Source organism: Kitasatospora sp. NPDC085879, assembly GCF_040686255.1.
Lineage (GTDB): Bacteria > Actinomycetota > Actinomycetes > Streptomycetales > Streptomycetaceae > Kitasatospora.
Genome location: NZ_JBFBJZ010000061.1, coordinates 19,003 through 40,494, shown reverse-complemented (window position 1 = coordinate 40,494; position 21,492 = coordinate 19,003). Strand labels below are relative to the sequence as shown.

19 protein-coding genes and 2 pseudogenes are annotated in these 21,492 nt (G+C 72.5%); 15 read left to right on the top strand and 6 right to left on the bottom strand.

Annotation, left to right across the window (positions count from 1 at the left end; translation table 11 throughout):
- Window positions 1-847 precede the first annotated feature (847 nt).
- Window positions 848-1,018, bottom strand: a pseudogene (locus AB0P35_RS32985) (HU family DNA-binding protein); the annotation flags it as partial.
- Between the two features lie 130 nt (window positions 1,019-1,148).
- Between AB0P35_RS32985 and AB0P35_RS32980 the strand changes: the two are divergent.
- The 12 genes and pseudogenes from AB0P35_RS32980 (at window position 1,149) to AB0P35_RS32925 (ending at window position 14,607) form a co-directional block, all read left to right on the top strand.
- Window positions 1,149-1,289, top strand: a complete 141-nt coding sequence (locus tag AB0P35_RS32980; RefSeq protein ID WP_363518265.1) for a hypothetical protein — start codon at window positions 1,149-1,151, stop codon at window positions 1,287-1,289.
- 322 nt (window positions 1,290-1,611) lie between these two features.
- The gene (locus tag AB0P35_RS32975) at window positions 1,612-1,983 is read left to right on the top strand and encodes a hypothetical protein (protein WP_363518263.1); all 372 of its coding nucleotides are present in this window, start codon (window positions 1,612-1,614) and stop codon (window positions 1,981-1,983) included.
- Between the two features lie 205 nt (window positions 1,984-2,188).
- Window positions 2,189-2,629 carry an Hsp20/alpha crystallin family protein gene (locus AB0P35_RS32970; RefSeq protein WP_363518261.1) on the top strand — a complete coding sequence of 147 codons (441 nt, stop codon included), beginning with the start codon at window positions 2,189-2,191 and terminating at the stop codon, window positions 2,627-2,629.
- Window positions 2,630-3,177: 548 nt separating this feature from the next.
- Complete coding sequence (locus AB0P35_RS32965; RefSeq protein WP_363518259.1) at window positions 3,178-5,712, top strand: cation-transporting P-type ATPase; 2,535 nt, start codon at window positions 3,178-3,180, stop codon at window positions 5,710-5,712.
- Between the two features lie 100 nt (window positions 5,713-5,812).
- On the top strand, window positions 5,813-7,072 hold the full coding sequence (locus AB0P35_RS32960) for a DnaJ C-terminal domain-containing protein (RefSeq protein ID WP_363518257.1): 1,260 nt from the start codon (window positions 5,813-5,815) through the stop codon (window positions 7,070-7,072).
- A 276-nt stretch (window positions 7,073-7,348) separates the two neighbouring features.
- Entirely contained in the window at window positions 7,349-7,822 is a 474-nt protein-coding gene (locus AB0P35_RS32955) for a universal stress protein (protein WP_363518255.1), read from the top strand.
- A gap of 35 nt (window positions 7,823-7,857) precedes the next feature.
- Window positions 7,858-9,032 (top strand): annotated as a pseudogene (locus AB0P35_RS32950) (SpoIIE family protein phosphatase).
- Window positions 9,033-9,170: 138 nt separating this feature from the next.
- Window positions 9,171-10,949, top strand: coding sequence for an acetate--CoA ligase (acsA, locus tag AB0P35_RS32945; protein ID WP_363518253.1), 1,779 nt, complete (start codon window positions 9,171-9,173; stop codon window positions 10,947-10,949).
- A complete protein-coding gene (pdhA, locus tag AB0P35_RS32940; protein WP_363518251.1) occupies window positions 10,946-11,965 on the top strand; it encodes a pyruvate dehydrogenase (acetyl-transferring) E1 component subunit alpha in 1,020 nt (339 codons plus the stop codon). Before acsA ends, pdhA begins: the two co-directional genes overlap by 4 nt.
- On the top strand, window positions 11,962-12,957 hold the full coding sequence (locus AB0P35_RS32935; RefSeq protein ID WP_363518249.1) for an alpha-ketoacid dehydrogenase subunit beta: 996 nt from the start codon (window positions 11,962-11,964) through the stop codon (window positions 12,955-12,957). The genes pdhA and AB0P35_RS32935 overlap by 4 nt, the downstream gene beginning before the upstream one ends.
- 1 nt (window position 12,958) lies before the next feature.
- Window positions 12,959-14,368 (top strand): dihydrolipoamide acetyltransferase family protein, encoded by a 1,410-nt coding sequence (locus AB0P35_RS32930; protein WP_363518247.1) that lies wholly within the window; start codon window positions 12,959-12,961, stop codon window positions 14,366-14,368.
- Entirely contained in the window at window positions 14,365-14,607 is a 243-nt protein-coding gene (locus AB0P35_RS32925; protein ID WP_363518245.1) for a phosphopantetheine-binding protein, read from the top strand. Before AB0P35_RS32930 ends, AB0P35_RS32925 begins: the two co-directional genes overlap by 4 nt.
- 787 nt (window positions 14,608-15,394) lie before the next feature.
- Here the strand turns inward: AB0P35_RS32925 and AB0P35_RS32920 are convergent.
- The 4 genes from AB0P35_RS32920 to AB0P35_RS32905 form a co-directional block, all read right to left on the bottom strand.
- On the bottom strand, window positions 15,395-15,871 hold the full coding sequence (locus AB0P35_RS32920) for a hypothetical protein (protein ID WP_363518243.1): 477 nt from the start codon (window positions 15,869-15,871) through the stop codon (window positions 15,395-15,397).
- Window positions 15,872-15,891: 20 nt separating this feature from the next.
- Complete coding sequence (locus AB0P35_RS32915) at window positions 15,892-16,410, bottom strand: hypothetical protein (RefSeq protein ID WP_363518241.1); 519 nt, start codon at window positions 16,408-16,410, stop codon at window positions 15,892-15,894.
- Window positions 16,411-16,502: 92 nt separating this feature from the next.
- Window positions 16,503-17,036 carry a flavodoxin domain-containing protein gene (locus tag AB0P35_RS32910; RefSeq protein ID WP_363518239.1) on the bottom strand — a complete coding sequence of 178 codons (534 nt, stop codon included), beginning with the start codon at window positions 17,034-17,036 and terminating at the stop codon, window positions 16,503-16,505.
- Window positions 17,037-17,296: 260 nt separating this feature from the next.
- Window positions 17,297-18,157 (bottom strand): universal stress protein, encoded by an 861-nt coding sequence (locus AB0P35_RS32905; RefSeq protein WP_363518237.1) that lies wholly within the window; start codon window positions 18,155-18,157, stop codon window positions 17,297-17,299.
- Window positions 18,158-18,502: 345 nt separating this feature from the next.
- Here AB0P35_RS32905 and AB0P35_RS32900 point away from each other — a divergent pair, with 345 nt between their 5' ends.
- Together AB0P35_RS32900 and AB0P35_RS32895 are read left to right on the top strand one after the other, a co-directional pair.
- Window positions 18,503-20,080 (top strand): alpha-amylase family glycosyl hydrolase, encoded by a 1,578-nt coding sequence (locus tag AB0P35_RS32900; RefSeq protein ID WP_363518235.1) that lies wholly within the window; start codon window positions 18,503-18,505, stop codon window positions 20,078-20,080.
- 9 nt (window positions 20,081-20,089) lie between these two features.
- A complete protein-coding gene (locus AB0P35_RS32895) occupies window positions 20,090-20,233 on the top strand; it encodes a hypothetical protein (RefSeq protein ID WP_363518233.1) in 144 nt (47 codons plus the stop codon).
- A 183-nt stretch (window positions 20,234-20,416) separates the two neighbouring features.
- Here the strand turns inward: AB0P35_RS32895 and AB0P35_RS32890 are convergent, their stop codons facing one another.
- Window positions 20,417-20,755 (bottom strand): hypothetical protein, encoded by a 339-nt coding sequence (locus AB0P35_RS32890; protein ID WP_363518231.1) that lies wholly within the window; start codon window positions 20,753-20,755, stop codon window positions 20,417-20,419.
- A 107-nt stretch (window positions 20,756-20,862) separates the two neighbouring features.
- Between AB0P35_RS32890 and AB0P35_RS32885 the strand changes: the two genes are divergently transcribed.
- A complete protein-coding gene (locus AB0P35_RS32885; protein ID WP_363518229.1) occupies window positions 20,863-21,450 on the top strand; it encodes a TetR/AcrR family transcriptional regulator in 588 nt (195 codons plus the stop codon).
- The last annotated feature ends 42 nt before the right edge of the window (window positions 21,451-21,492 follow it).

Below are 21,492 nucleotides of genomic sequence, written 5' to 3'. Positions count from 1 at the left end.
GGGCTCTCGGAGGCTGGGGAGACTAAGCAGAGACGCCAGGGCGGCGAAAACCTCGTATCGTCGCGTCGGCCCCCTCTCTTACTTGTATCTCTCCTCGCGCGCATCCGCAGGTCGGAGGGCGAGGAAGGGGATGCCACACCGAAACTGCCGCATACCCGTCCGACAAGAGCACGTGGCTCCGGAAGCCACTCATCGAAACGTGGAGCCCCAGCTCAACGCCCCGCCACCTCCCCTCGCTGCACGGTCGGCCGCACAGCGGGCGTCAGCTGTACACGGCAGCTGTAGTTCGTGACCTTGGTGGGGTCGATGCTGGTCAGCTGGGGTGCCGGCTCTGCTGGGATGTCGGTGGCCGCCGTGATCATGACGAGGTGTGAAGAACTGTCATGATACGGCGGCCTCGGCCACGATAGCGCCCGGTCGGGTTCCGGGACCGGTTCGGGGATCTGATGGGCGGGGTGGCTGGGTGCTTCCCGCGGCGGGAGATGCGTGGGACGTTCCGGGAGGCCGTGTCTCGTATAGCTGCCGCTGCCTCACCTGAGAGACGCCGGCCTGGGCGGCCTGGCCGACCTCGGCTTCGTCGGCCTGGACAACGACCCTGATGACCCGGTGACCGTCACCGGCCGACGGGCGACACGCGGCCATCCACTGACCGCCGCCCGGAAGGAGGTAAACCGGCTGGTCAGCCGCGAGCGCGCGGCCAACGAGCTGGCTTCGCCGACCTGAAGAACTGGCGGATCCTCACCAAGGTTCGCATGGACGCCCGGCACGCGACCATGCTGCTGCGGGCCCTCCTCGTGCTGACGAACACCGAGGTCCACCGCTGACGGACGATCACCCGCTATCGATCAAGGTCCCGACCAGCACGAGCGCCCCCGGGGCGGAACCGCGCCACGCTGGTCTTCTTGACCCGCACGCGCTCGCCGGTCTGCGGGTTGCGGGCGTAGCGGCCGGCGCGCTCCACCTTCTCCAGCGTGCCGAAGCCGGTGACCTGCACCCGCTGGTCGGCCACGAGTCACTGGTGGCCTGCCGGGCCCTGAGGCCCACCGCGGCCACCGTCCGGCCCACGTTCTGGGACGGGTCTTCCACCCGGCCGGTCGCTTACGGACGATGGGGGACCTATTGATTCGCGAAGCCAGGAGATGACCGCCATGGGTGACCACGTGCATGTGCTGCTGTCCCGAGAGGTGGGTGTCAGCACGGAGGGCGACCTCGTCGAGCAGTTCCGTTGCCGCTGCGGAGAGACCCGGACGAGGATCCATCCGGTGGAGCCCGGCGAGCTCGAGCAGTAGGGCGTCGGCCGCATCGCGTGCCGCTCCGGGGAGATGGGACGCGCCCTTGCGCGGGTGAGGCCTTCGCCATCGGCTGTTTCCCCGCGCTTGGGACAGGGTTGGGCAACGGCTCGTCGCGGGTGAAGCAGCAGCGCAGGAGGCCGCAGATGTTCGGCCCCCTTGCCTCTGCCAGGTTTGAGGGGCATCACCGGGCTGTTCCCGGAGCGCGGGTCTTGTGGCAGAGGGGCTGCTGGGAGAGGGTGATGACGCGGGGCATGACCCGCGTCCAGCCCGTGGCGTACCGGCCCCGCGACGGCCTGGATTTGGTGGGGAGTTCGTCCTCATGGCTGCAGCGCACGGATCGGTGAACAGCGAGCCTGAGCGGCCCGTGGCCGCTGTTGAGGTGGTGGTCCGCGGAAAGGTGCCGCCGGCGGCCGTGGACCATGCTCGCGCGGTGGTGGAAGCTGCGGCTCGGCATGCCCGGGCTCCCGTGCTGTCGGTGCAGGTGGAGCTCGTGCAGTCACGGGGCAGAAAGGCGGAGCTGTCCGCGGTGGCCCGGGTGATCTTGGATGTCGCCGGGAGGACGGCGCGGGTGCGCGTCGCGGCGGAGACGGTGGCGGACGCCGTCGACCTGCTGCGCAGTCGTCTCGTGTACCGGCTCGATCGGCTTGGACGCCGGACGTCGTGGCCCCACCCGCTCCCGCCGGGCCCGTAGCAAGGCCCGTCAGGGATCTGGTCAGAGGCCGGCTCCACGAAGAGGCTGGCCATCGGACGCACTTGGGTCGGCCCGCGGATGCCCAAGTCGCTTTCGTCGGTCTGCCTTCGTGCGGGTCGTGCCTGGCTGCACAGCCGCCCCGCAGTGTGCCGTCGCGGTGCCGCCGGTGCAGCGGGACCATGGACGAGAAGGGGGGTAGGCCCGTGTGAGCGAGGTGATGGTGATGGCGGGCGAGCTGCTGCACAGGCGGCCGTCGTGGTGGCCGATGTTCTCGGAGTGGTTCGAGGACTTCCCGATGGAGATGCGGACGGGCATGGACCCGCACGTGATCCGGGTGGAGGAGTGCGAGGAGGACGGCGCGTACGTGGTCAGGGCGGAACTGCCCGGGATCGACCCCGACAAGGATGTCGAGATCACGGTGGAGGGCGGCGTGCTGACTGTTCACGCGGAGCGCCGTGAGGAGAAGAGGGGCAAGCAGCGCACCGAGTTCCGCTATGGAGCTTTCACCCGCAGCGTCCAACTGCCGGAAGGCGCCGAGGAACAGGAGATCACTGCCACCTACGACAACGGGATTCTGACGGTGAAGGCCCCGATGGGGCAGGTCGAGCGGCACCCCCGGAAGATCGAGATCGCCAAGGACGGCTGAATCCACATTGCCACACGAGTTGTAGTGCAGAGTCAGGTACGGAGCGTCGATACGTGGCTCCGCACTGGTCTGCGCGCGCTGACCATTCGGGGGACGCTCCGGGTTGAGTGGGCCGAGCGGGCGCTCGTGGACCTGTGATCCAGGCGCCTTGTTTCGGGTTCAGTGTGGGCCCCCACCCCATCCCCGCCGCGCGGGTTCAGGGTGGGGGTGACCCAGGGGCCGAAGGGCCCCTGGCACCGATTCTCACCGCGGCGGACATCCCACCCGGCGACGCCGCCCGTACCCGCACGTGGGCCCTCTCAGCGTTACCGCGCCGCTATTGCCAGCGGGCCGCTCGTCGCCTCGGGCAGGGCCGCCCGGCCCTCCCGAGGGCGACCGCCGAGCACCATCATGGGAATCGCTGGCCGGAACACGGGCGGCTGGACAGGCCGTGCCCGGCTTCGCTGTCCAGCGTGCCGGGAAGGCCGCAGCCCATACGGCGACGGAGCGGTTCGCCGGACTTTCCCTGCCACTGGCGCCGATCCGGACCGGGCAGGAGGTGTGCCCCGATGACGGCAGCCGTGGAGCATCATGTCGGACTGACACAGGAGCAGGCCGACGCGCTGCTGGCGGAGCACGGCCCGAACGAGGTGGCACCCCCGACCGGGACCCCGCTCTGGTTCCGCATCGCCGCGCAGCTACGTGATCCGCTCATCCTGGTGCTGCTGGCCGCAGCGGTACTGACCCTGGCCACCGGCGACCACGCTGACACGGTCGTCATCGGGCTGGTCGTGGTCGTCAACACGGCCGTCGGCGTGGTCCAGGAGGTCCGCGCCGACCGTGCGGTCGCCGCCCTGTCCGCACTCTGCACGCCGAGAACACGCGTGGTCAGGGACGGCCGTGAACAGGAGGTGGCCTCGACCGGGATCGTGCCCGGCGATCTCGTCCTGCTGGGCGAGGGAGACATCGTCCCCGCCGACGCCGTGGTCGCAGAGGCATCGGCACTGCTGGTGGACGAGTCCGTCCTGACCGGCGAATCCGTGCCGGTGGACAAGGACACCGAACGAAGCGCTGGCCTCAGCGCCGGGACGGTGGTGGTCCGCGGCCGGGCCGTCGCCACCGTCACCGCCACCGGCGCGGACAGCACCCTGGGCAGGATCGCGGCCTCCCTACACCCGAGACCGCAGCGCACACCGCTGCAGCGCCGACTGGCCGGGCTCGGCCGGGTGCTCGCCGCCGTGACCCTGGCTCTCTGCGCGGTGGTGTTCGCGGTGGGCCTGCTGCGCGGCCAGGGCCTGGAGACGATGGCCGTCACCGCGATCAGCCTCGCGGTCGCAGCCGTCCCCGAGTCGCTGCCAGCGGTCGTCACCCTGGCCCTGGCACTCGGCGCGCGCCGGATGGCCGCCCGGCACGCCGTCGTCCGCAGACTCCCCGCCGTCGAAACGCTCGGTTCGGTCACCGTCCTCGCGACGGACAAGACCGGCACCCTGACTGAGGGCCGCATGGTGGCCGAGCGGTTGTGGGGCCCGGGGTGGGACGCGACGATCACCGGGACCGGCTACCGGCCCGCGGGCGAGATCCGGACGGCCGGCCCCAGGAGTCACGACCGGGCGGCTGCCCTGCTGAGAGCCGCCGCACTGTGCAATGACGCATCCCTGCAGGCACCGGCTGCCGGCGCCGACGAGTGGACGGCCCTCGGCGACCCGACGGAAGCCGCGCTGCTGGCCGCGGCGACCAAGGCAGGACTCGATCTCGCGGAACTCGCGGCGGAGCGCCCCAGGATCGACGAGCTCCCTTTCGACAGCGTCCGAAAACGGATGACCACGGTCCATCGGGCGCCGGACGGCCGGGTGGAGGTCTGTCTGAAGGGCGCACCCGAAGCCGTCCTGGACCCCGCCGTCCTCGTGGACGGCCCGGACCGCCTCGAGCAGGCCCGCAAAGCGGCCGCCCGGCTGGCCGCAGACGGCTACCGGGTGCTCGCCGTGGCCGCCGCCACCCGGGAGAGCAGGGCAGTCACCACCGAGGCGGGCCTGCACCTGCTGGGGCTCGCCGCGCTCAGCGACCCGCCCAAGCCGGCAGCCGCCGCCACGATCCGGGCCTGCCGCCGGGCCGGCATCACCCCCGTTCTCGTCACCGGAGACCATCCGGCCACCGCCCGGGCACTCGCCGCCCGTGTCGGACTGACGTCCCCCGACCCGGGCGGTGCGGTGGACGTCGTCACCGGCGCCGACCTCGCCGCCGGTGTCCACCCCGACCTCACCTCGGTGCGGGTGTTCGCCCGCACCGACCCGCAGCAGAAACTCGACATCATCGACACCTGGCGCGAGCACGGCGCCGTCACGGCAATGACCGGCGACGGCGTCAACGACGGCCCCGCCCTGCAACAGGCAGACATCGGCGTCGCCATGGGCCGCCGCGGCAGCGAGGTCGCGCGGCAGGCCGCCGACCTGGTGCTGGCGGACGACGAACTCGCCACCGTGGTCTCCGCAATCGAGGAGGGCCGGCGGGTCTACGACAACATCCGCCGCTTCCTGCTGTACGCCATGTCGGGCGGCGCGGCCGAGATCCTCGTCATGCTGCTCGGCCCCGTGATGGGACTGCCGCTACCGCTGCGGGCCGGCCAGATCCTCTGGATCAACCTGCTCACCCACGGACTAACCGGAGTGGCCGTCGGAGCCGAGCCGGTCGCCGCACAAACCATGCGCCGGCCCCCAAGGCCCCCGCACGAGCACGTCCTGGGCGCCGGGCTGTGGCAGGGCGTGCTGCGCCTCGGCGTCCTGGTGACGGCGGTCAGCCTCGCCGCCGGCGTGTGGTCGCAGGACCGCGGCGGCGCGTGGCAGAGCGTCCTCTTCCTGACGCTGCTCGCCGCGCAGCTCGGCGTGGTCCTCGGACTGCGCGAGCGGCTGTTCACCCGGGCCAATCCCTTCCTGCCCCTGGCCGTCGCCGCCTCGGCGGTGCTCGGCCTGGCGGCGCTGTACCTGCCCGCCCTGCAGGACGTACTGGGTACAGAGCCGGTGTCGTGGCCCGGCCTCGGTGCGGCCGTCACCGCTGGCTTGGTGGCCTTCGCCGCCGCCCGGTCCGATTCGACCACACGGCGGGGGTAGCCGGGCACCGGCGGCCCGTGCCCGCAAGGAGGTCCGTCTGCCGGACCGGATGGGCCGGTCGGCCCTCACGGGCCGACCACCGGGGAGCGAGGCTGGAGCCATGGCGCCAGCCGGTGACTACTACGACATCCTCGGCGTGCCCCGCGACGCGGACCCGAAGAGGCTGAAGCGAGCCTTCCGGGACCTCGCCCGCCGGTACCACCCTGACCTCAGCACCGAGCCCGGCGCGCAGGACCGGTTCAAGGAGGTCGCGGAGGCCTACGGCGTGCTGTCGGACCCGGAGCGGCGGGCCGAGTACGACGAGCGGGGCACGGCTCGGCCGGCGGCGGTGTCCGTCGAGGACCTGCTGGCAGGGCTCGACCTCGGCGACCTGTTCGGCGGGTCCGGCGGGACCGTGTTCGGCCGGGGCGGCGGCATCTTCGGCCGCCCGTTCGAGGATCCGTTCGCGGCCTCGTTCGACAGCGGCGCCGGGCGCACCCCCGCACGCGGAGCGGACGTCGAACTCGACCTGACCGTGCCGCTCTCGGCCGTGATGACCGGATCCACCGAGACAGTGACCGTCCGCCGTCCCGCCGCCTGCCCCGACTGCGGCGGGACGGGCGCCGCACACGGTGCCCCGCAGCAGTGCCCCCGCTGCCGCGGCAGCGGGCAGCAGGTCAGCGAGCGCCGCCGCGGCAGCACCGTCCTGCAGCAGGTGACGACCTGTCGGACCTGCGGCGGCCGGGGCACCGTGGTCCGGGATCCGTGCAGCACCTGCGCCGGTTCCGGCAGGGCCGCCGTGAGCGACCCCGTCAGCTTCCGGATCCCGGCTGGCACCGCGGAGGGAACGATCTTCCGGCTGCCCGGCCGGGGTATGCCGCCGCCGGAGGCGCGGGGGCGGCCGGGGGACGTGTACGTCACCGTGCGGACAGCCGCCGATCCGCGCTTCACCCGCCAGGGCGCGGACCTGTGGCACGGGCTGGAGATTCCCGTGCACCAGGCCGTCCTCGGCACGACGTTGACCGTCCCCGCGCCGGACGGCCCCGTCCCCCTGACCGTGCCCGCCGGTACCCAGCCCGGGGCGGTTCTCGACGTTCCCGGCCTGGGCCTGCCCCGCCCCGACGGCCAGGGCCGCGGCAGCCTCCGGGTGGCGGTGACCGTCCGCATCCCGGAGCACCCCTCCGAGGAGGAGCAGACGCTCTACCGCAGCCTGGCCGCCCTCCACGCCCCGCACCCGCCGGCCACCCTCGGCGGGCCACCGCAGACGGACATCGGCGCGAAGAGGCCCGAGCCGCCCGGCGCGGCCCGGACTGGGCCCCGACGCCACTGGTGGTCCCGGTGGCGGAAGGGACGGAGCGGCGTACGAGGCCCCGCGACATGACGGATCTTCGCACCGGCCCGCCAGCCCGACCGCCCGCGCGGGTGATGCCGCTGGGCCACGTGGCCCGGACGAAGGAGTTTCCGGCACGGGGGTGGCCCGCCGGCCCACGTAGCGTGGAGGACGGCCTGCACCGTCGGACCTGCACGCGGGCGGTGGTGACGCGGGCAGGAGGTGCAGCCCGCGTCACCACCGTTTCGCCACCGATGGGCCCGGACGGAGGCCGGGTGCAACTCGCGGACAGCGGTCGCGAATACAAGGCGAACTCGGAGGTGCACAGTGGCCGGCGGAGCAGGTGGGACGCCTCGGATCGTGGTGGGAGTGGACGACTCGGAAGCCGCCGGGGAGGCCCTGCGCTGGGCCATCCGCCAGGCCCGGCTCGTCGGCGGCACGGTCGATGCGCTGATCGCCTGGGACTACCCGGCCGGCTACGGGATGCCCGCCACGATCCTGGGGGGCTTCGACTTCGAGGACACCGCACGCCGCTGCCTGGCGGAGACCGTGGCCGAGGCCAGCGGGGACCTGCCCGAAGAACCGGAAATGATCCGGCAGCACGTCGTCCAGGGCCACCCTGCCTCCGCCCTCCTGGACGCCTCCCGCGACGCCGAGCTCCTCGTCGTCGGTAACCGCGGCCACGGCGGCTTCACCGAGGCACTGCTCGGATCGATCGGACAGCACTGCGTCCACCACGCCCGATGCCCCGTGGTCGTCGTCCGCCCCGTCCGCCACCCGGATCCCGGGAATGACAGGTGATCGACTACCAGACGGTCTTCCGAGCCCTGCCCGGAATGGTCGCCCTGCTCACCCCCGACCTGGGTACGCGGACGCCAACGAGGAGTTCCTGCACCTCTCCGGCCGGACACACGACCAGCTCCTCGGCCGGTACCTGTTCGACGTGTTCCCCGACAACCCGAACGACCCGGAGGCCACCGGGGCCCGAAACCTGGCGGCGTCCCTCCTACCGGGTCCTGGAGACCGGTGAACGCGACACCATGGCCCTCCAGCGGTACGACGTCGAGAGCCTGGAGCGGCCGGGCGAGTGGCAGGAGCGCTACTGGAGCCCCGTCAACGCCCCTGTGCTCGGGCCCGACGGCCGGGTGGTGCTCTTGGTGCACCGGGTCGAGGAGATCACCGAACTCATCAAGGCCCACGGTCTTCCCGAAGGGAACCGTGCCCGCATCCTCGAGGCCGAGCTCTACACCAGGGCCCGCGAACTCCAGGAGCTGAACGAGCGTCTGCGCGAGGCCCACGCCCGCGAGCGCGAGGTCGCCCTCGCACTGCAGGCGGCAATGCTGCCGACCCCCGCACCGCTCGACCGGGTGAGTGCGGCGGTCAGTACCGGCCCGCGGTGGGCACGCTCAACGTGTGCGGCGACTGGTACGACCTGGTCGCCCTGCCCCGGTACCGCACGGCGGTCGCCGTCGGCGACGTCGTCGGGCACGGGCTCGCCGCGGCCGGTGTCATGGGACAGCTCCGCAGCGCCCTCAGCGCCGCCTCCCGGGTCACCGAGGGTCCGGCCCAGTCCCTGGAGGTGCTCGGCCTCTACTCGCGCTCCGTCGACGGCGCGGAGAACACGACGGCCGCGACCGCCTTCGTCGACCACGCCGTCGGCACGATCACCTACAGCAGCGCGGGCCACCCGCCGCCGGTGCTGCTGCGCTCCGACGGCTCCTTCGAATTCCTCGACCGGGCCACCGATCCTCCGCTCGGCGCCCGGCCGGAACACGTCTCCCGTCCGCAGGCCACCGTCCCCTTCGAGGAGGGTGACACCCTCGTCCTGTACACCGACGGTCTGATCGAGCGGCGCCGCGAGGACATCGACATCGGCCTCGACCGTCTCGCCCGCGCCCTTGCGGCCCGGCCGGCGGACCCGCCGGAGGCTCTGGCCGACGCCGTGCTGGCCGACCTGCTGTCACCCGGCGGCGCCACCGACGACACGGTGCTCGTGGTCGTCCGGCTGTGATCGGGCCGCGCCGGGAGGCCCCGCCTTCCGCCGCGCGACGGCCTCCCGTTCATCGCACGATGGAGATGCAGGCCCGGAGAGCGCGCGGAGCCGCCGTCCGGGCCCCGTAACGGGAGGCCCCGGTCATGAGGAGCCGACGTGCATGCTGACGGTCCGGAATGGGCTCCGGGCGTACCGGTCGCCGACGGCGCCCGGGCCCGTGCGGAGCACTGGCGCCGAGCCCGGGACCGGCTCGACGGGCTGCCCGGCGGACGCGGACTGAACATCGCGTACGAGGCCGTCGACCGCCATGTCGCTGCCGGCCGGGGAGGCAGGGCCGCACTCCGCTGCATCGCGGCCGACGGCACCGCCACCGAGATCACCTACGGCGAACTCGCCCGGCTCAGCAACCGTTTCGCCGGCGGCCTGCAGGCACTCGGCGTCGGCCGGGGCGACCGGGTGGCCTCGTTGCTGCACCGATGTCCCGAGCTGTACGCGTCGGTGCTCGGCACGCTGAAGAACACCTCGGTGTTCTGCCCCCTGTTCCCGGCCTTCGGGCCGGTTCCGGTCGAGGAACGGCTGCGGCTCGGCGACGTGCGGGTGCTGGTCACCACCGAGGACCTCTACCGCCGCAAGGTGGCCGGCAGCCGCGAGCACCTGCCGCGGCTGGAACACGTCCTGATCGTCGGCCCGACCACCGTAGCCTTCCCCGGGACGGTGCCCTTCGACACGCTGACGTCCGGCGCGTCCGACGACTTCACCATCCCGGACACCGACCCGCAGGACATGGCGCTGCTCCACTTCACCAGCGGCACCACCGGCACCCCCAAGGGCGCGGTCCACGTCCACGAGGCAGTGGTCGCCCACCACGCCACGGCCGCGCTCGCCCTCGACCTCCGCCCGGACGACGTGTTCTGGTGTACGGCCGACCCGGGGTGGGTCACCGGCATGTCCTACGGGATCATCGCCCCTCTCACCCACGGCGTCACCGCCGTCGTCGACGCCGGGGAGTACGAGGCCCGGCGCTGGTACGGAATCCTCGCCCGGGAACGGGTGAACGTCTGGTACACCGCGCCCACGGCGATCCGGATGCTGATGCGGGTCTCGCCGCGCGGTGCCCCGCCCGGACTGCCGCGCTCCTTCGATCTGTCGTCGCTGCGGTTCATCGCGAGCGTGGGCGAGCCGCTCAACCCGGAGGCGGTGCGCTGGGGAGTGGAGGTCCTCGGCATGCCCATCCACGACAACTGGTGGCAGACCGAGACCGGCTGCATCATGATCGCCAACGTCGCGGGCGGTGAGGTGCGGCCCGGGTCCATGGGACGGCCGCTCCCGGGCGTCGAAGCGGGAGTACTGGTGCGCGGGCCCGACGGCCGGGCGGCCGTCGCCGACGGGCATGTGACAGTCCTGGACGAGCCGGGGGCCGAGGGCGAGCTCGCCCTGCGCCCCGGCTGGCCGTCGATGTTCCGCGGCTACCTGAACGCCGACGACCGCTACCGGTCCTGCTTCGCAGACGGCTGGTACCTCACCGGTGACGTGGCACGGCGGGACGCCGACGGGTACTTCTGGTTCGTCGGGCGGGCCGACGACGTGATCAAGTCCGCCGGACACCTCATCGGGCCCTTCGAGGTCGAGAGCACACTCATGGAACACCCGGCCGTGGCCGAGGCCGGCGTGATCGGGCGCCCCGACCCCGTCGCGGGAGAGGTCGTCAAGGCCTTCGTCTCGCTCAAACCCGGATTCGAGCCGGAGCCGGCGCTCGTCCGCGACATCACGGCCTTCGCCCGGCGACGGCTCGGCCCCGCCATCGCCCCGCGCGAGATCGCCTTCGACCAGCATCTGCCCAAGACCCGCAGCGGAAAGGTGATGCGGCGGCTCCTGCGGGCCCGCGAACTCGGTCTCCCGGAGGGCGACCTCTCCACCTTGGAGGAGACACGATGACGGCCCGCAAGCGCGCGCATGCCCGCCGCTTCGCCGAGCAGACCGGCGGACGGACGGCGCACCGGCAGGAACTGCTGCGCGACATGGTGCGGATCCGCCGCTTCGAAGAGCTCTGCGTGCAGCTCTACAGCGCCGGGGAGATCCGCGGCTTCGTCCACCTGTGCATCGGCGAGGAGGCCGTCTCCGCCGGCGTTCTTGGCGCTCTGACGCCGGACGACGCCGTGGTGACCACCTATCGCGAGCACGGCCACGCCCTGGCGCGCGGCATTCCGGCCGAGGCCGTCCTCGCCGAGATGCTCGGTCGGGTCACCGGGTGCAGCCGTGGCAGGGGCGGGTCGATGCACCTGTTCGACACCGGCCGGCGGTTCTACGGAGGCCACGGCATCGTCGCGGGCGGCCTGCCCGTGGCGGCCGGACTGGCCCTCGCCGACAGGCTCCGCGGGAACGGGCAACTGGCCTGCTGCCTCTTCGGCGACGGCGCCTTCGCCGAGGGCGAGTTCCACGAGACCGCCAACCTGGCCGCCCTGTGGGAGCTGCCCCTGCTGCTCGTCTGCGAGAACAACCTCTACGCGATGGGCACCCCGCTGACCAGGGAACACGCCCAGATCGACCTCGCGGCCCGCGCTGCCTCCTACGGCATGGTCGCCTGGGCGGTGGACGGCATGGACGTACTCGCCGTTGAGCGCGCGACGCGCCGCGCGGCCGAGCTCGTCCGCGAGGGCCACGGCCCCTGTTTCCTCGAACTGCGCACCTACCGCTTCCGCGCCCACTCGATGTACGACCCCGACCTCTACCGCGACAAGGCCGAGGTCGAACAGTGGAAGCACCGCGACCCGATCACCGCACTCGCCCGCCGGATGCAGGCCGAGGACGGCTTCGACGACGACGCGCTCGCACTCCTGGAGAAGGACGTCGCGGAAGAACTCGACCGGGCCCTCGACGAGGCCCGCCGGGGCGGCCCGGAGCCGGTGGAGGACCTCCTGCGCTTCGTGCACAGCCCCCGGGAGGCATCGTGACACCGGCCGGAGGTGCTGTCGGGAACGTCACGTACCGCGAGGCGCTCCGCGAGGCCATGCGCGAGGCGCTGGCCGCCGACGACCGGGTCTTCCTCATGGGTGAGGACGTCGGACGGTACGGCGGTGCCTTCGGGGTGAGCCTGGGTCTGCTCGACGAGTTCGGACCGGACCGCGTCCGGGACACGCCACTGTCGGAGTCCGCGTTCGTCGGCGCGGGCATCGGTGCCGCCATCGCGGGGATGCGGCCGATCGTCGAGATCATGACCGTCAACTTCAGCCTGCTGGCGCTGGACCAGATCCTCAACAACGCCGCCACGCTGTTGCACATGTCCGGCGGCCAGGTGGCCGTCCCGCTGGTGATCCGCATGACCACCGGCGCCGGGCGCCAGCTCGCCGCCCAGCACTCGCACAGTCTGGAGGGCTGGTACGCGCACATTCCCGGCATCCGCGTCCTCGCACCCGCGACGGTCGCCGACGCCCGGCACGTGCTGGCCCCGGCACTGGCCGACCCCGATCCCGTCGTGATCTTCGAACACGGCTCGCTCTACAACGCCTCCGGATCGCCCGACCCCGACGGCGCACCCGCCGACCTGGACAGCGCGGCCGTCCGGCGCTCCGGCACGGCCGTCAGCCTCATCACCTACGGCGGTTCGCTGGGCAAGGTGCTGGAGGCCGCGGAGCGGCTCGCCGCGGACGGGATCGACGCCGAGGTCATCGATCTGCGCACGCTCCGGCCGCTCGACGACGACACCCTCATCGGCTCCGTACGGCGCACGCACCGGGCGGTGGTCGTCGACGAGGGCTGGCGGACCGGCGGTCTCTCGGCCGAGATCGCGGCCCGGATCACAGAGCAGGCCTTCTACGACCTGGACGCGCCGGTGGAGCGGATCTGCGCGGCCGAGGTGCCGGTGCCCTACGCGCACCAGCTGGAGGAGGCGGCGCTGCCCCAGGTCGCGGGCATCCTCGCGGCGGTCCGACGGGCGGTCGGCTGACATGGCCGAGTTCACCATGCCCGCCCTGGGGGCCGACATGACCGAGGGCACCCTGCTGGAGTGGCTCGTCCGTCCCGGGGACCGGGTCGACCGCGGTGACATCGTGGCCGTGGTGGACACTGCCAAGGCCGCCATCGAAGTGGAGTGCTTCGAGACCGGAACCGTCGAGAAGCTCCTGGTCGAGCCCGGGACGGTCGTGCCGGTCGGAGCGCCGCTGGCCGTCATCGCCGCGGCCGCGGACACCGCCGCCGACACGGACACCGCCGTCGCGGGCGCACCGGCCGGGGCGCCGTCCCCCGGGACGGGCGTGCAGCCGACGGAACAGCACGCACAGCCGGTCGCCACCCCGCTGGTCCGACGACTGGCCGAGGCAGGCGGTGTCGACCTGGCAGCCGTCCACGGGACCGGGCCCGGCGGGCGGGTCACCAAGGCGGACGTGGAGGCCGCGCCGCACACGTCCGCCGAGCACCCGGAAGAACCGGCGGCCGCCGGTCCGTCGCGAGCCCGGTCCCACCATCACGCGCCGTCGGAGCCGGGCCCGCCCACCGCGGCCGAAGGCGCCAGTATGCGGATCCGGGCCACGCCGATGGCCCGGCGGATCGCCGAAGAGGCGGGACTCGATCTGACCCTGGTACGGGGCAGCGGCGTGGACGGTGTCGTCCGCGCGGCCGATGTCCGCGCCGCGCTGCACCCGGCGGAGACGGAGGAGCCGCGGGCGGTCGCCGAGCCGCCGCGGACGGCCGGCGTACGGGCCGAGGCGATGCGGCAGGCCGTCGGCGCCCTGATGGACCGGTCCAAGCGGGAGATCCCGCACTACTACCTGTCGACCACGGTCGACCTCGCGGAGGCCGTGCGCTGGCTGCGTGACCGGAACCGACGACTGCCGGTCTCCGACAGGCTGGTGCCGGCCGCACTGATGCTCAAGGCTGCAGCGGTCGCCGCCCGCGAGGTACCGCAGCTCAACGGCTGGTGGACCGACGGATTCACCCCCGCGCCCGCCGTCCACCTCGGCGTGGCCGTCTCTCTGCGCGGTGGCGGGCTGATCGCGCCCGCCATCCGCGACGCCGCCGATCTGCCGCTGCCCGAGCTCATGGCACGTCTGCGCGACCTGGTCGCACGGGCCAGGGCCGGCCGGCTGCGCGGGTCCGAGACCTCCGACCCGTCCATCACCGTGACCAGCCTCGGCGACCAAGGGGTGGAGGCGGTCTTCGGGGTGATCTATCCGCCCCAGGTCGCCCTGGTCGGCCTGGGCAAGGTCGTCGAGCGCCCCTGGGCTGCGGACGGCATGCTCGGTGTCCGACCCGTGGTCACGGCCACCCTGTCGGCCGACCACCGGGCCAGCGACGGGGCCACCGGCGCCCGCTACCTGTCGGCCCTCGACCGACTGCTCCAGCAACCGGAGGAACTGTGAACCAGGACCAGGCCGCGGAACTCGTCAAGGAAGTCCTCCTCGAGATCGTTCCGGACGCGGACCTCACCGCGACGGACGCACGGGCCGACCTCAGGCAGGAACTCGAACTCGACTCCATGGACTTCCTGACGCTGGTGGAACGGCTGTCCTCGCGCGCGGGCTGCCGGATCGACGAGGACGACTACCCGCGGATGGCCACACTCGCCGGGAGCGCCTCCCTCCTGGCCGAGCGCACCTGACCGAGCCGGAGGGCTCCGACCTCGGTCGCCTGCCGGCGCTGATCGAGGTGGTGCAGCCGGGTGCCCGGACCGGGGAATCCCGGACCGGCGGACGGTCGGGACGGAGCGTCCCCGGCAGGTGGATCAGACCAGCCCGGCCCCCCCATGTCCTGGCCCGGTCGAGTTCCCCGGCCCGCAGCGGGCCTTCGGCGTCCTCGACGATGAACCCCTCGGGCTCGGCCAACACGTCGTAGTGGTGGTGGGCCAGCCGTTGGGCGATCCCGTCCGTGGCGCCGCCGCTCATGCGGAAGTCGGCGCGGGTGTCGAACGCGGCGGCGTGCGTGCTGTTCTCGGTGTCCGACAGGTGGTGGAACCAGGTCCGCAGGCCCGGGTCCTTCTGCGCCCGGGTGCCGCGGGCCAGGCCGCGGCTGAGACCCGAGGACATCCCGTGCATGTGGGTGGGGCCGCCGACCACCAGCAGGTCGGCCGACCGGGTGACGTCGGCGGTCGCCCCGGAGACCGGCAGGCAACTGACCTGCGCGTCCGGCGCGGCTTCGTGCACACCCTCGGCGATCTGCCGGGTGTTGCCGTACATGCTCTCGTAGACGATCACTGCCTGCATGGCTCGGTCACGTCGCTGTGCGTCCGGATGTGCGGAGCGCGGTGCCGCCCGGGTGCTGTCCGCCGTAACTCATGGACACGGCGGCCTCCGGTGCGGCAGGGCTTGATCACTCACCTCCATGCTCCGACGCGGGGCCGGCGGCCGGGAGGGCCTACCGGACCTGATGCGGCAGGGCCGTGCGGGTCGTCATGGCCCGACGGAGGGAGTCGCCGTACCGTCACCGCGCCGGCGCGCTCGCGCAGGCCGGCAGCCGTCCGCCCGCCGGTGCCGGTGCGCACGAGCCCGCCCCGGGTCGACGGAGGTCAGCCGCCGACCGGGCGACGCGGCGTCCGCGCCGTGCAGCCCTGCCTCGATCCGGCGCCGGGTGCCGCCGGTGAGCCGGACGAGCCGGTCGGACCAGGTGGCGGTCGGCGGCCACGGATCGGCGATGCGCCTGGCGGAGGCGGGGAGAGCGGCCACGTCCGCCTCGAAGGCCATGCGGGCCGAGCCGAGGGTACGCGGCGCGCCGACCCGCCGACCGTCCGCCATCATCCGGCGAAGCAGTGGCTCGGCACCGGGCTGGGCGGTCTCCTCCCGGAGCGCGAGCGTGTCGGAGAAAGCCGGTCCGCGGAAGACCGGCTTGGCGCCGGGAGCGGTCACCTTGCCGGTCGAGAGCCTCATCATCGGCCGCCCGGCACAGGCCATCAGTTTGCAGGCGGCGTCCGCACATCCGGCAGCCCGGCGGCGTCGACGATCCGTCGCGCGGCCACGGACAGCTCCAGCAGGTCGCCGCTGTCCAGACGGACCGCGCAGCCCTCGTGCAGGCCCAGCTCCTGAAGCACTCGCGCGGCCGTGGCCACCCCCGTAGGCGTGTGAAACGTGTCGACCAGGAAGATCACCGGTGCGGGATGCGCCTTGGCGAACGCCCGGAAGGCCGCTACCTCGTCGCCGGACGCCTCGACGGGCGAGTGGGCCATGGTGCCGACAGCCGCCCGTACGTCGTCCTCGTCGACCCCGAGCCCCGCCAGGTACTCCAGGGCCGACTCGATCCCGTCCGCGACGAGGAAACTGCGGCTTGGCGGGAACTCGCGGACGAACAGGCTGAACGTCGCCGGCCGGTCATGCGCTTCCGGTGGTAGGAGCGAGCCATCGTCACCTCCTGCAGGTCGGTGATCCTGGCCCTCGACATCGTTCCTCCTCGGCCGAAACGGCCTGATGTCCACTGCCGGGTCCCGCCGCAGCGTCGGTTCTCTCGCCGCCGGACGTACTCTGCTCGGTGTCGCCGAACGGGGCGGACGGAATATCGGACGCGTGGTCAGAGGAGCGCGGCGCCCCAGGCCCTCGCACGGGCGAGTTCGCCGCTGCGAAGGGGCCCGTCGGCCTCCTCGACGAAGAAGCCCTCGGGCTCGGCCCTGAGGTCGTAGCGGTGGTCTGTGAGCCGCTGGGCGATGCCGGCCGCCGCGCCGCCGGCCTGCTTGCCGTCCATGCGGGTGTCGAAGGCGGCCGCTGGGGTGCCGGGCTCGGCGTCGGGCAGCTCGTGGAACCATTTGCGCAGGCCGGGGCCGGCCGCGGTGGTAGCCGCCTCGTGGGTCTCTTCGATGCGGCCTTCCTTCCGTGCTTCGACCGAGACGGCGACGCGGCGGCTCAGCGCGTTCGACATCCCGTGAACATGGGTGGGGCCGCCGACCACCAAGAGGTCGACGGTGCCGGTGCGGTGGACCGTTGTCCGGGCGACGGGCTGACACTCCACGGCGGCATCCGGGCGGGCTTCACGGATGCCCTCGGCGATCGCCTCCGCGACCTCGCGGGTGTTGCCGTACATGCTTTCGTAGACGATCAGCGCTTGCACGGACTACCACCTCCTCGGCTTCGCATACGCACGGCAACGCTCCTGCCAGTGCGGTCCTCCTCCATTCTTCGTCCGTCGCCCCGACTCTGACTGGTGCCGACCGGCCCCATCGTCCCGGCGGAGGGCCCAAGCACGGCCGGGCACCGTCCGAGGGCACGGTCGGGGCGAACCGGCTCCTCGCCGGCACGGAGGAGTCAATGGCACGCCCGGACGTCGCATCCGGAAGGTCGGCGCGTCCGACGGATCGGCTGGCGACGTGTTCAGTCCGTGTCGGGACCGGGCACGGTGGTGACCGGGCAATGGGCGCGGTGCAGCAGGCCGTGGGGGACGGAGCCGAGCCGCATCCCGGTGAACCCGCCGCGGCCGCGCCGTCCGACGACGAGCGCCAGCGCCTTCTCGGAGGCCTCGGCCAGTTCCTCCACCGGATGGCCGCGTACGACCTGCCGGGTCACGGTGGTGTCCGGGAAGTTCTCCGCCTGCTCGGCCACTGCATCGTGCAGCAACCGACGGCACTTCTGGAGCACGACGACTTCGTCCGTGGACTCCAGCAGCGACGGCTGCCAGACCCACAGCGTCCGTAGGCCCGCGCCGCGGGCCGCGGCGGCGGCGAATGCGTACGCCAGAGCGGCGCGGGAGGCCGGGCTGCCGTCGACACCGGCGACGAAGTACGGCGGTTGCTCGGTGCTGTTCTCGGGCCCCAGCACCACGACCACCGGGCAGGCCGCCTGGGCGCTGACCGGGACGGCAACCGAGTTCGTGCTGAGGAACTCCTCCAGACGGCTCAGCCGCCGCGAACCGAGGACGACCAGGCATGCGTCGTGCGACTCGTGGCACAGCACCTGGGCCGGGTGACCCTCGGCAAGGACGGTCACGAGGTCGATGCCGGGGTGTCCGCCCGAGACGAGGGCGGCAGCCTCGTCGAGCACCCGGCGCCCGGCCTTCCGGCGCCCCGAGCCAACGGCACGGTGCGACCTGTGGTGGTTCGGCGCGGTGGCGTACGCCAGCCGCAGCTGCACTCCGCGACGCTCGGCTTCGTCGGCCGCCCAGACCAGCGCCGGCTGGGCGCTGTCCCTTTGGTCCACGCCGACGACGACCGGGCGGGACTGCCGAGAGCCGGTCATTGCTCCTCCAACCCGAGTCGTTTCCCACCCCCCATGAGAACCGTAAAGGCCGGGGTACCGCCGTGGGCAGGGCCGAGCGGTCCTCGTCGGGTGGGCCGGGTGCATCCGATCGATCAGCCACGAGCCGGCCGGCGCCGGGGGGCCTGCGGTTCCTCTGCGATCCGGTGGCCGGCCGTTCGCGACCGGACCCGGCAAGCCGTCGGCCTTCCGGCAGAGACGGTGCACGGTCACGCGGTGCACCGGGGCCGGTGACGTCCCCCTGCGGGCCGATCCCCGTCCCGCGGCCCTCGGGTCGGGGCCGGGTGGCCCTGCCGCCGGCCGGTCGCCCGACAACTCCGATTCACCGTGAACGTCGCGGGCGCCACCTACCCGCTGAGCCCGGTGAACCTTCCCGGATACTCGGGCGTCTACCAGGCGCAGGTCGCCGGCGACCTGAAGGACCGTGCCTACCAGTTCCCCGTCGGCGGTGCCGCCGTACGCGATCCGTACGCCCAGATGGTCAACCCCGGTACGACCCGGGGCGTCGTTGTCGACAGCGCCGCGATCCTGCCCACCGGTGGCAGCTGGGCCCCGCGCCCCGCCCTGGCGAACCGCGAGGACTCGCTCGTCTACGAGCTCAGCGTGCGTGACTTCACCATCGACGCCAGCTCCGGGGTGGATGCGGCGAAGCGGGGCAAGTTCCTCGGTCTGGTCCAAACCGGAACCACCAACAACGGTGCCAGGACCGGTATCGACCACCTCAAGGAACTGGGCGTCACGGCCGTCCAGATCATGCCCTCCTACGACTTCGGCAGCACCGTCCCCAACTGGGGCTACGACCCGGTCGACTACAACGTGCCCGAGGACCAGTACTCGCAGTACACACTGCCCGAGGACCGGATCCGGGAGTTCCAGGACATGGTCAACGAATTCCACAAGAACGGAATCCGGGTGATCATGGACGTGGTCTACAACCACACCTACAGCAAGAGCGTCTTCAACGGCATCACCGGCAAGTACTACACGGCCGGCGACCTGTCCGGAACCGGCAACTCGATCGACGACGGCAACCCGATGGTCGCCCGCATGATCCAGGACTCGCTGGAGCACTGGGTCCGCGACTACAACGTCGACGGCTTCCGCTTCGATCTGGTGGGCGTCCACTACTACAACAACGTCTCCACCTGGGCGAACCACCTCAACACCATGTACCCGGACCGCAACCTCCTTCTCTACGGCGAGCCGTGGAGCGCCTCCGCCGACCCCCAGGAGGCGCAGAAGGTCCGCTACGGCAACGTCCCGGCCCTCGCACCGGCGCACTTCGGCGTGTTCAACGGCGTGTACCGCGACGCCATCCGTGGCGGCACCGATGGCAACGTCATGGCCTACATGGGCGGTTCGGGCAATCCCGGCGCCATCGCCTTCGGTATGCGCGGCTCACCGACCGACGTCAAGAGCACCGCGCCGCTGTCCAACCTGTGGAGCCCGGCGTACGCCTTCGACCCCGAGCAGACCCTCAACCATGCCTCCATCCACGACAACCTGAACCTTTACGACAAGATCACCTACTCCGGGGCGAGTGGCGGGGCCGCCGGTACGGCAGGACGCATCGACCGCTTCGCCGTCGGCATGGTCCTCACCTCCCAGGGCATCCCCGTCATCGCCGAAGGCGACGAGTTCCTCCGCTCCAAGGTCGTGGGCGGCGACTACACCACGGCGAAGAACTCCTACAACGCCTCTGACGCCGTCAACGCCGTCCACTGGGGCGACAACCGCCAACGCCGGCATCTTCCGCTACTACAAGGACGCCATCGCGCTCAGAAAGGCCTCCCCGGCCCTGCGCCTCACCGACTGGACGCCGTCCACAACCAGATTTCCGCCCAGGTCGACGGGTCCGTGGTGGTCGGCCGCCTCAGCTCCAACGGTGCCGCGCCCACGAGCTAGGACACCGTCGTGGTCTACAACCCCACCGGCAGCACCTACAACGTCGGCCTGCCCGCGGGCACCTGGACGAAGGTCCTCGACACCACCGGCAGCACCTCCGCCGGCGACACGGCCTGCGAGAGCCTCGCGGTGACCGTCTTCAGGAAGAACTGACCCCGCCCGCGGAACTCGCGGGCCGGAACGAGCGGCGCCGGGAGGCACCCCGAGGGGCGCCTCTCGGCGTTCAGCGGCGGATGTGTCGAGACCGGCCCGGGGCCGGACGGCCCGGCTGCGTCAGCTGCGGTGGGAAGTCGGCTGCCGGGGCGACCGGAGGCAGGCTGCAGGCGTGGGCCCGGATCAGAACCGGTCGGCGTTGTCGTGGACCCACTGGCGGAACGTACGGGCCGGGTGGCCGGTGAGCCGTTCGACGTCCCCGGTGACCGGCAGGACCGCGGTGTCGGGCCCGAGTGCTTCCAGCACGGACGGCACGAGCATCTCAGGCAGGTGGCCGATGCCGCGCAGCGCCTCGGCCGTCCGGTCGCCGGTGAGCTCCTCGAAGCGCACCTGGAGGCCCAGAACACGGGCGACGTGCGCGAGGACCTCTCCGCATTCGCGGCTCAGCTCTTCGGCGTCGTGCACCACCACGCCCCGCTCGATCCCGCACTGGTCGACCGGCACGTCGACCGCCTGCTCCACGGTCTGCGGGGTCCGGAACGCAGGTGACTGCCGGTTGACCGCGGCGCTGCCGGCCGGCGCATAACCGGCACCGAACGGTTCGGGACGGGATTGGCTATCCTGCGGGGATGGGCGAGGTGAAGAGCGCGGGACGTCCGCGGTCTGCGGAGAAGGACGCGGCGATCCTGCGGGCGGCGCTCGAACTGCTGGCGTCGCAGGGTTTCGTGCGGATGACGCTGGACCAGGTGGCCGCGGCGGCCGGGGTGAGCAAGTCGACGATCCACCTGCGGTGGAAGAGCAAGGGGAACCTGGTCACGGCCGCCCTGGAGTCGGCCCGGATGGCGGAGGCACCGCCGGCCACCGGTGACACCAGGGCGGACCTGGTGGCCGTACTGGAGGACTTCGCCGCCACCGTGCGGCAGGTGCGGGGAATGGCGCTGATCGGGACCTGCCTGGCCGAGGAGGCCCACACCCCGGAGTTGCTGGCGATGCTGCGCGAGCGCACCGTGCTGCCGCGCCGCGCTCTGCTGCGCGGGCTGCTGGAACAGGCCCGCGACCGCCGCGAGATCCGCCACGACACCGACCTGGAGGCCGCGGTCTCGGCACTGCTGGGTCCGTTCTACGCGGATTACATGGCCGGCCGCACCGACCGCACGAACTGGGCCGTGGACGCGGTCGAGCTGACCCTGGCGGGACTGCGGCCCCCGACGCTCTGACCGACGCTACGCGCAGCACCGCGCCTCACCGCCCCGCGACGG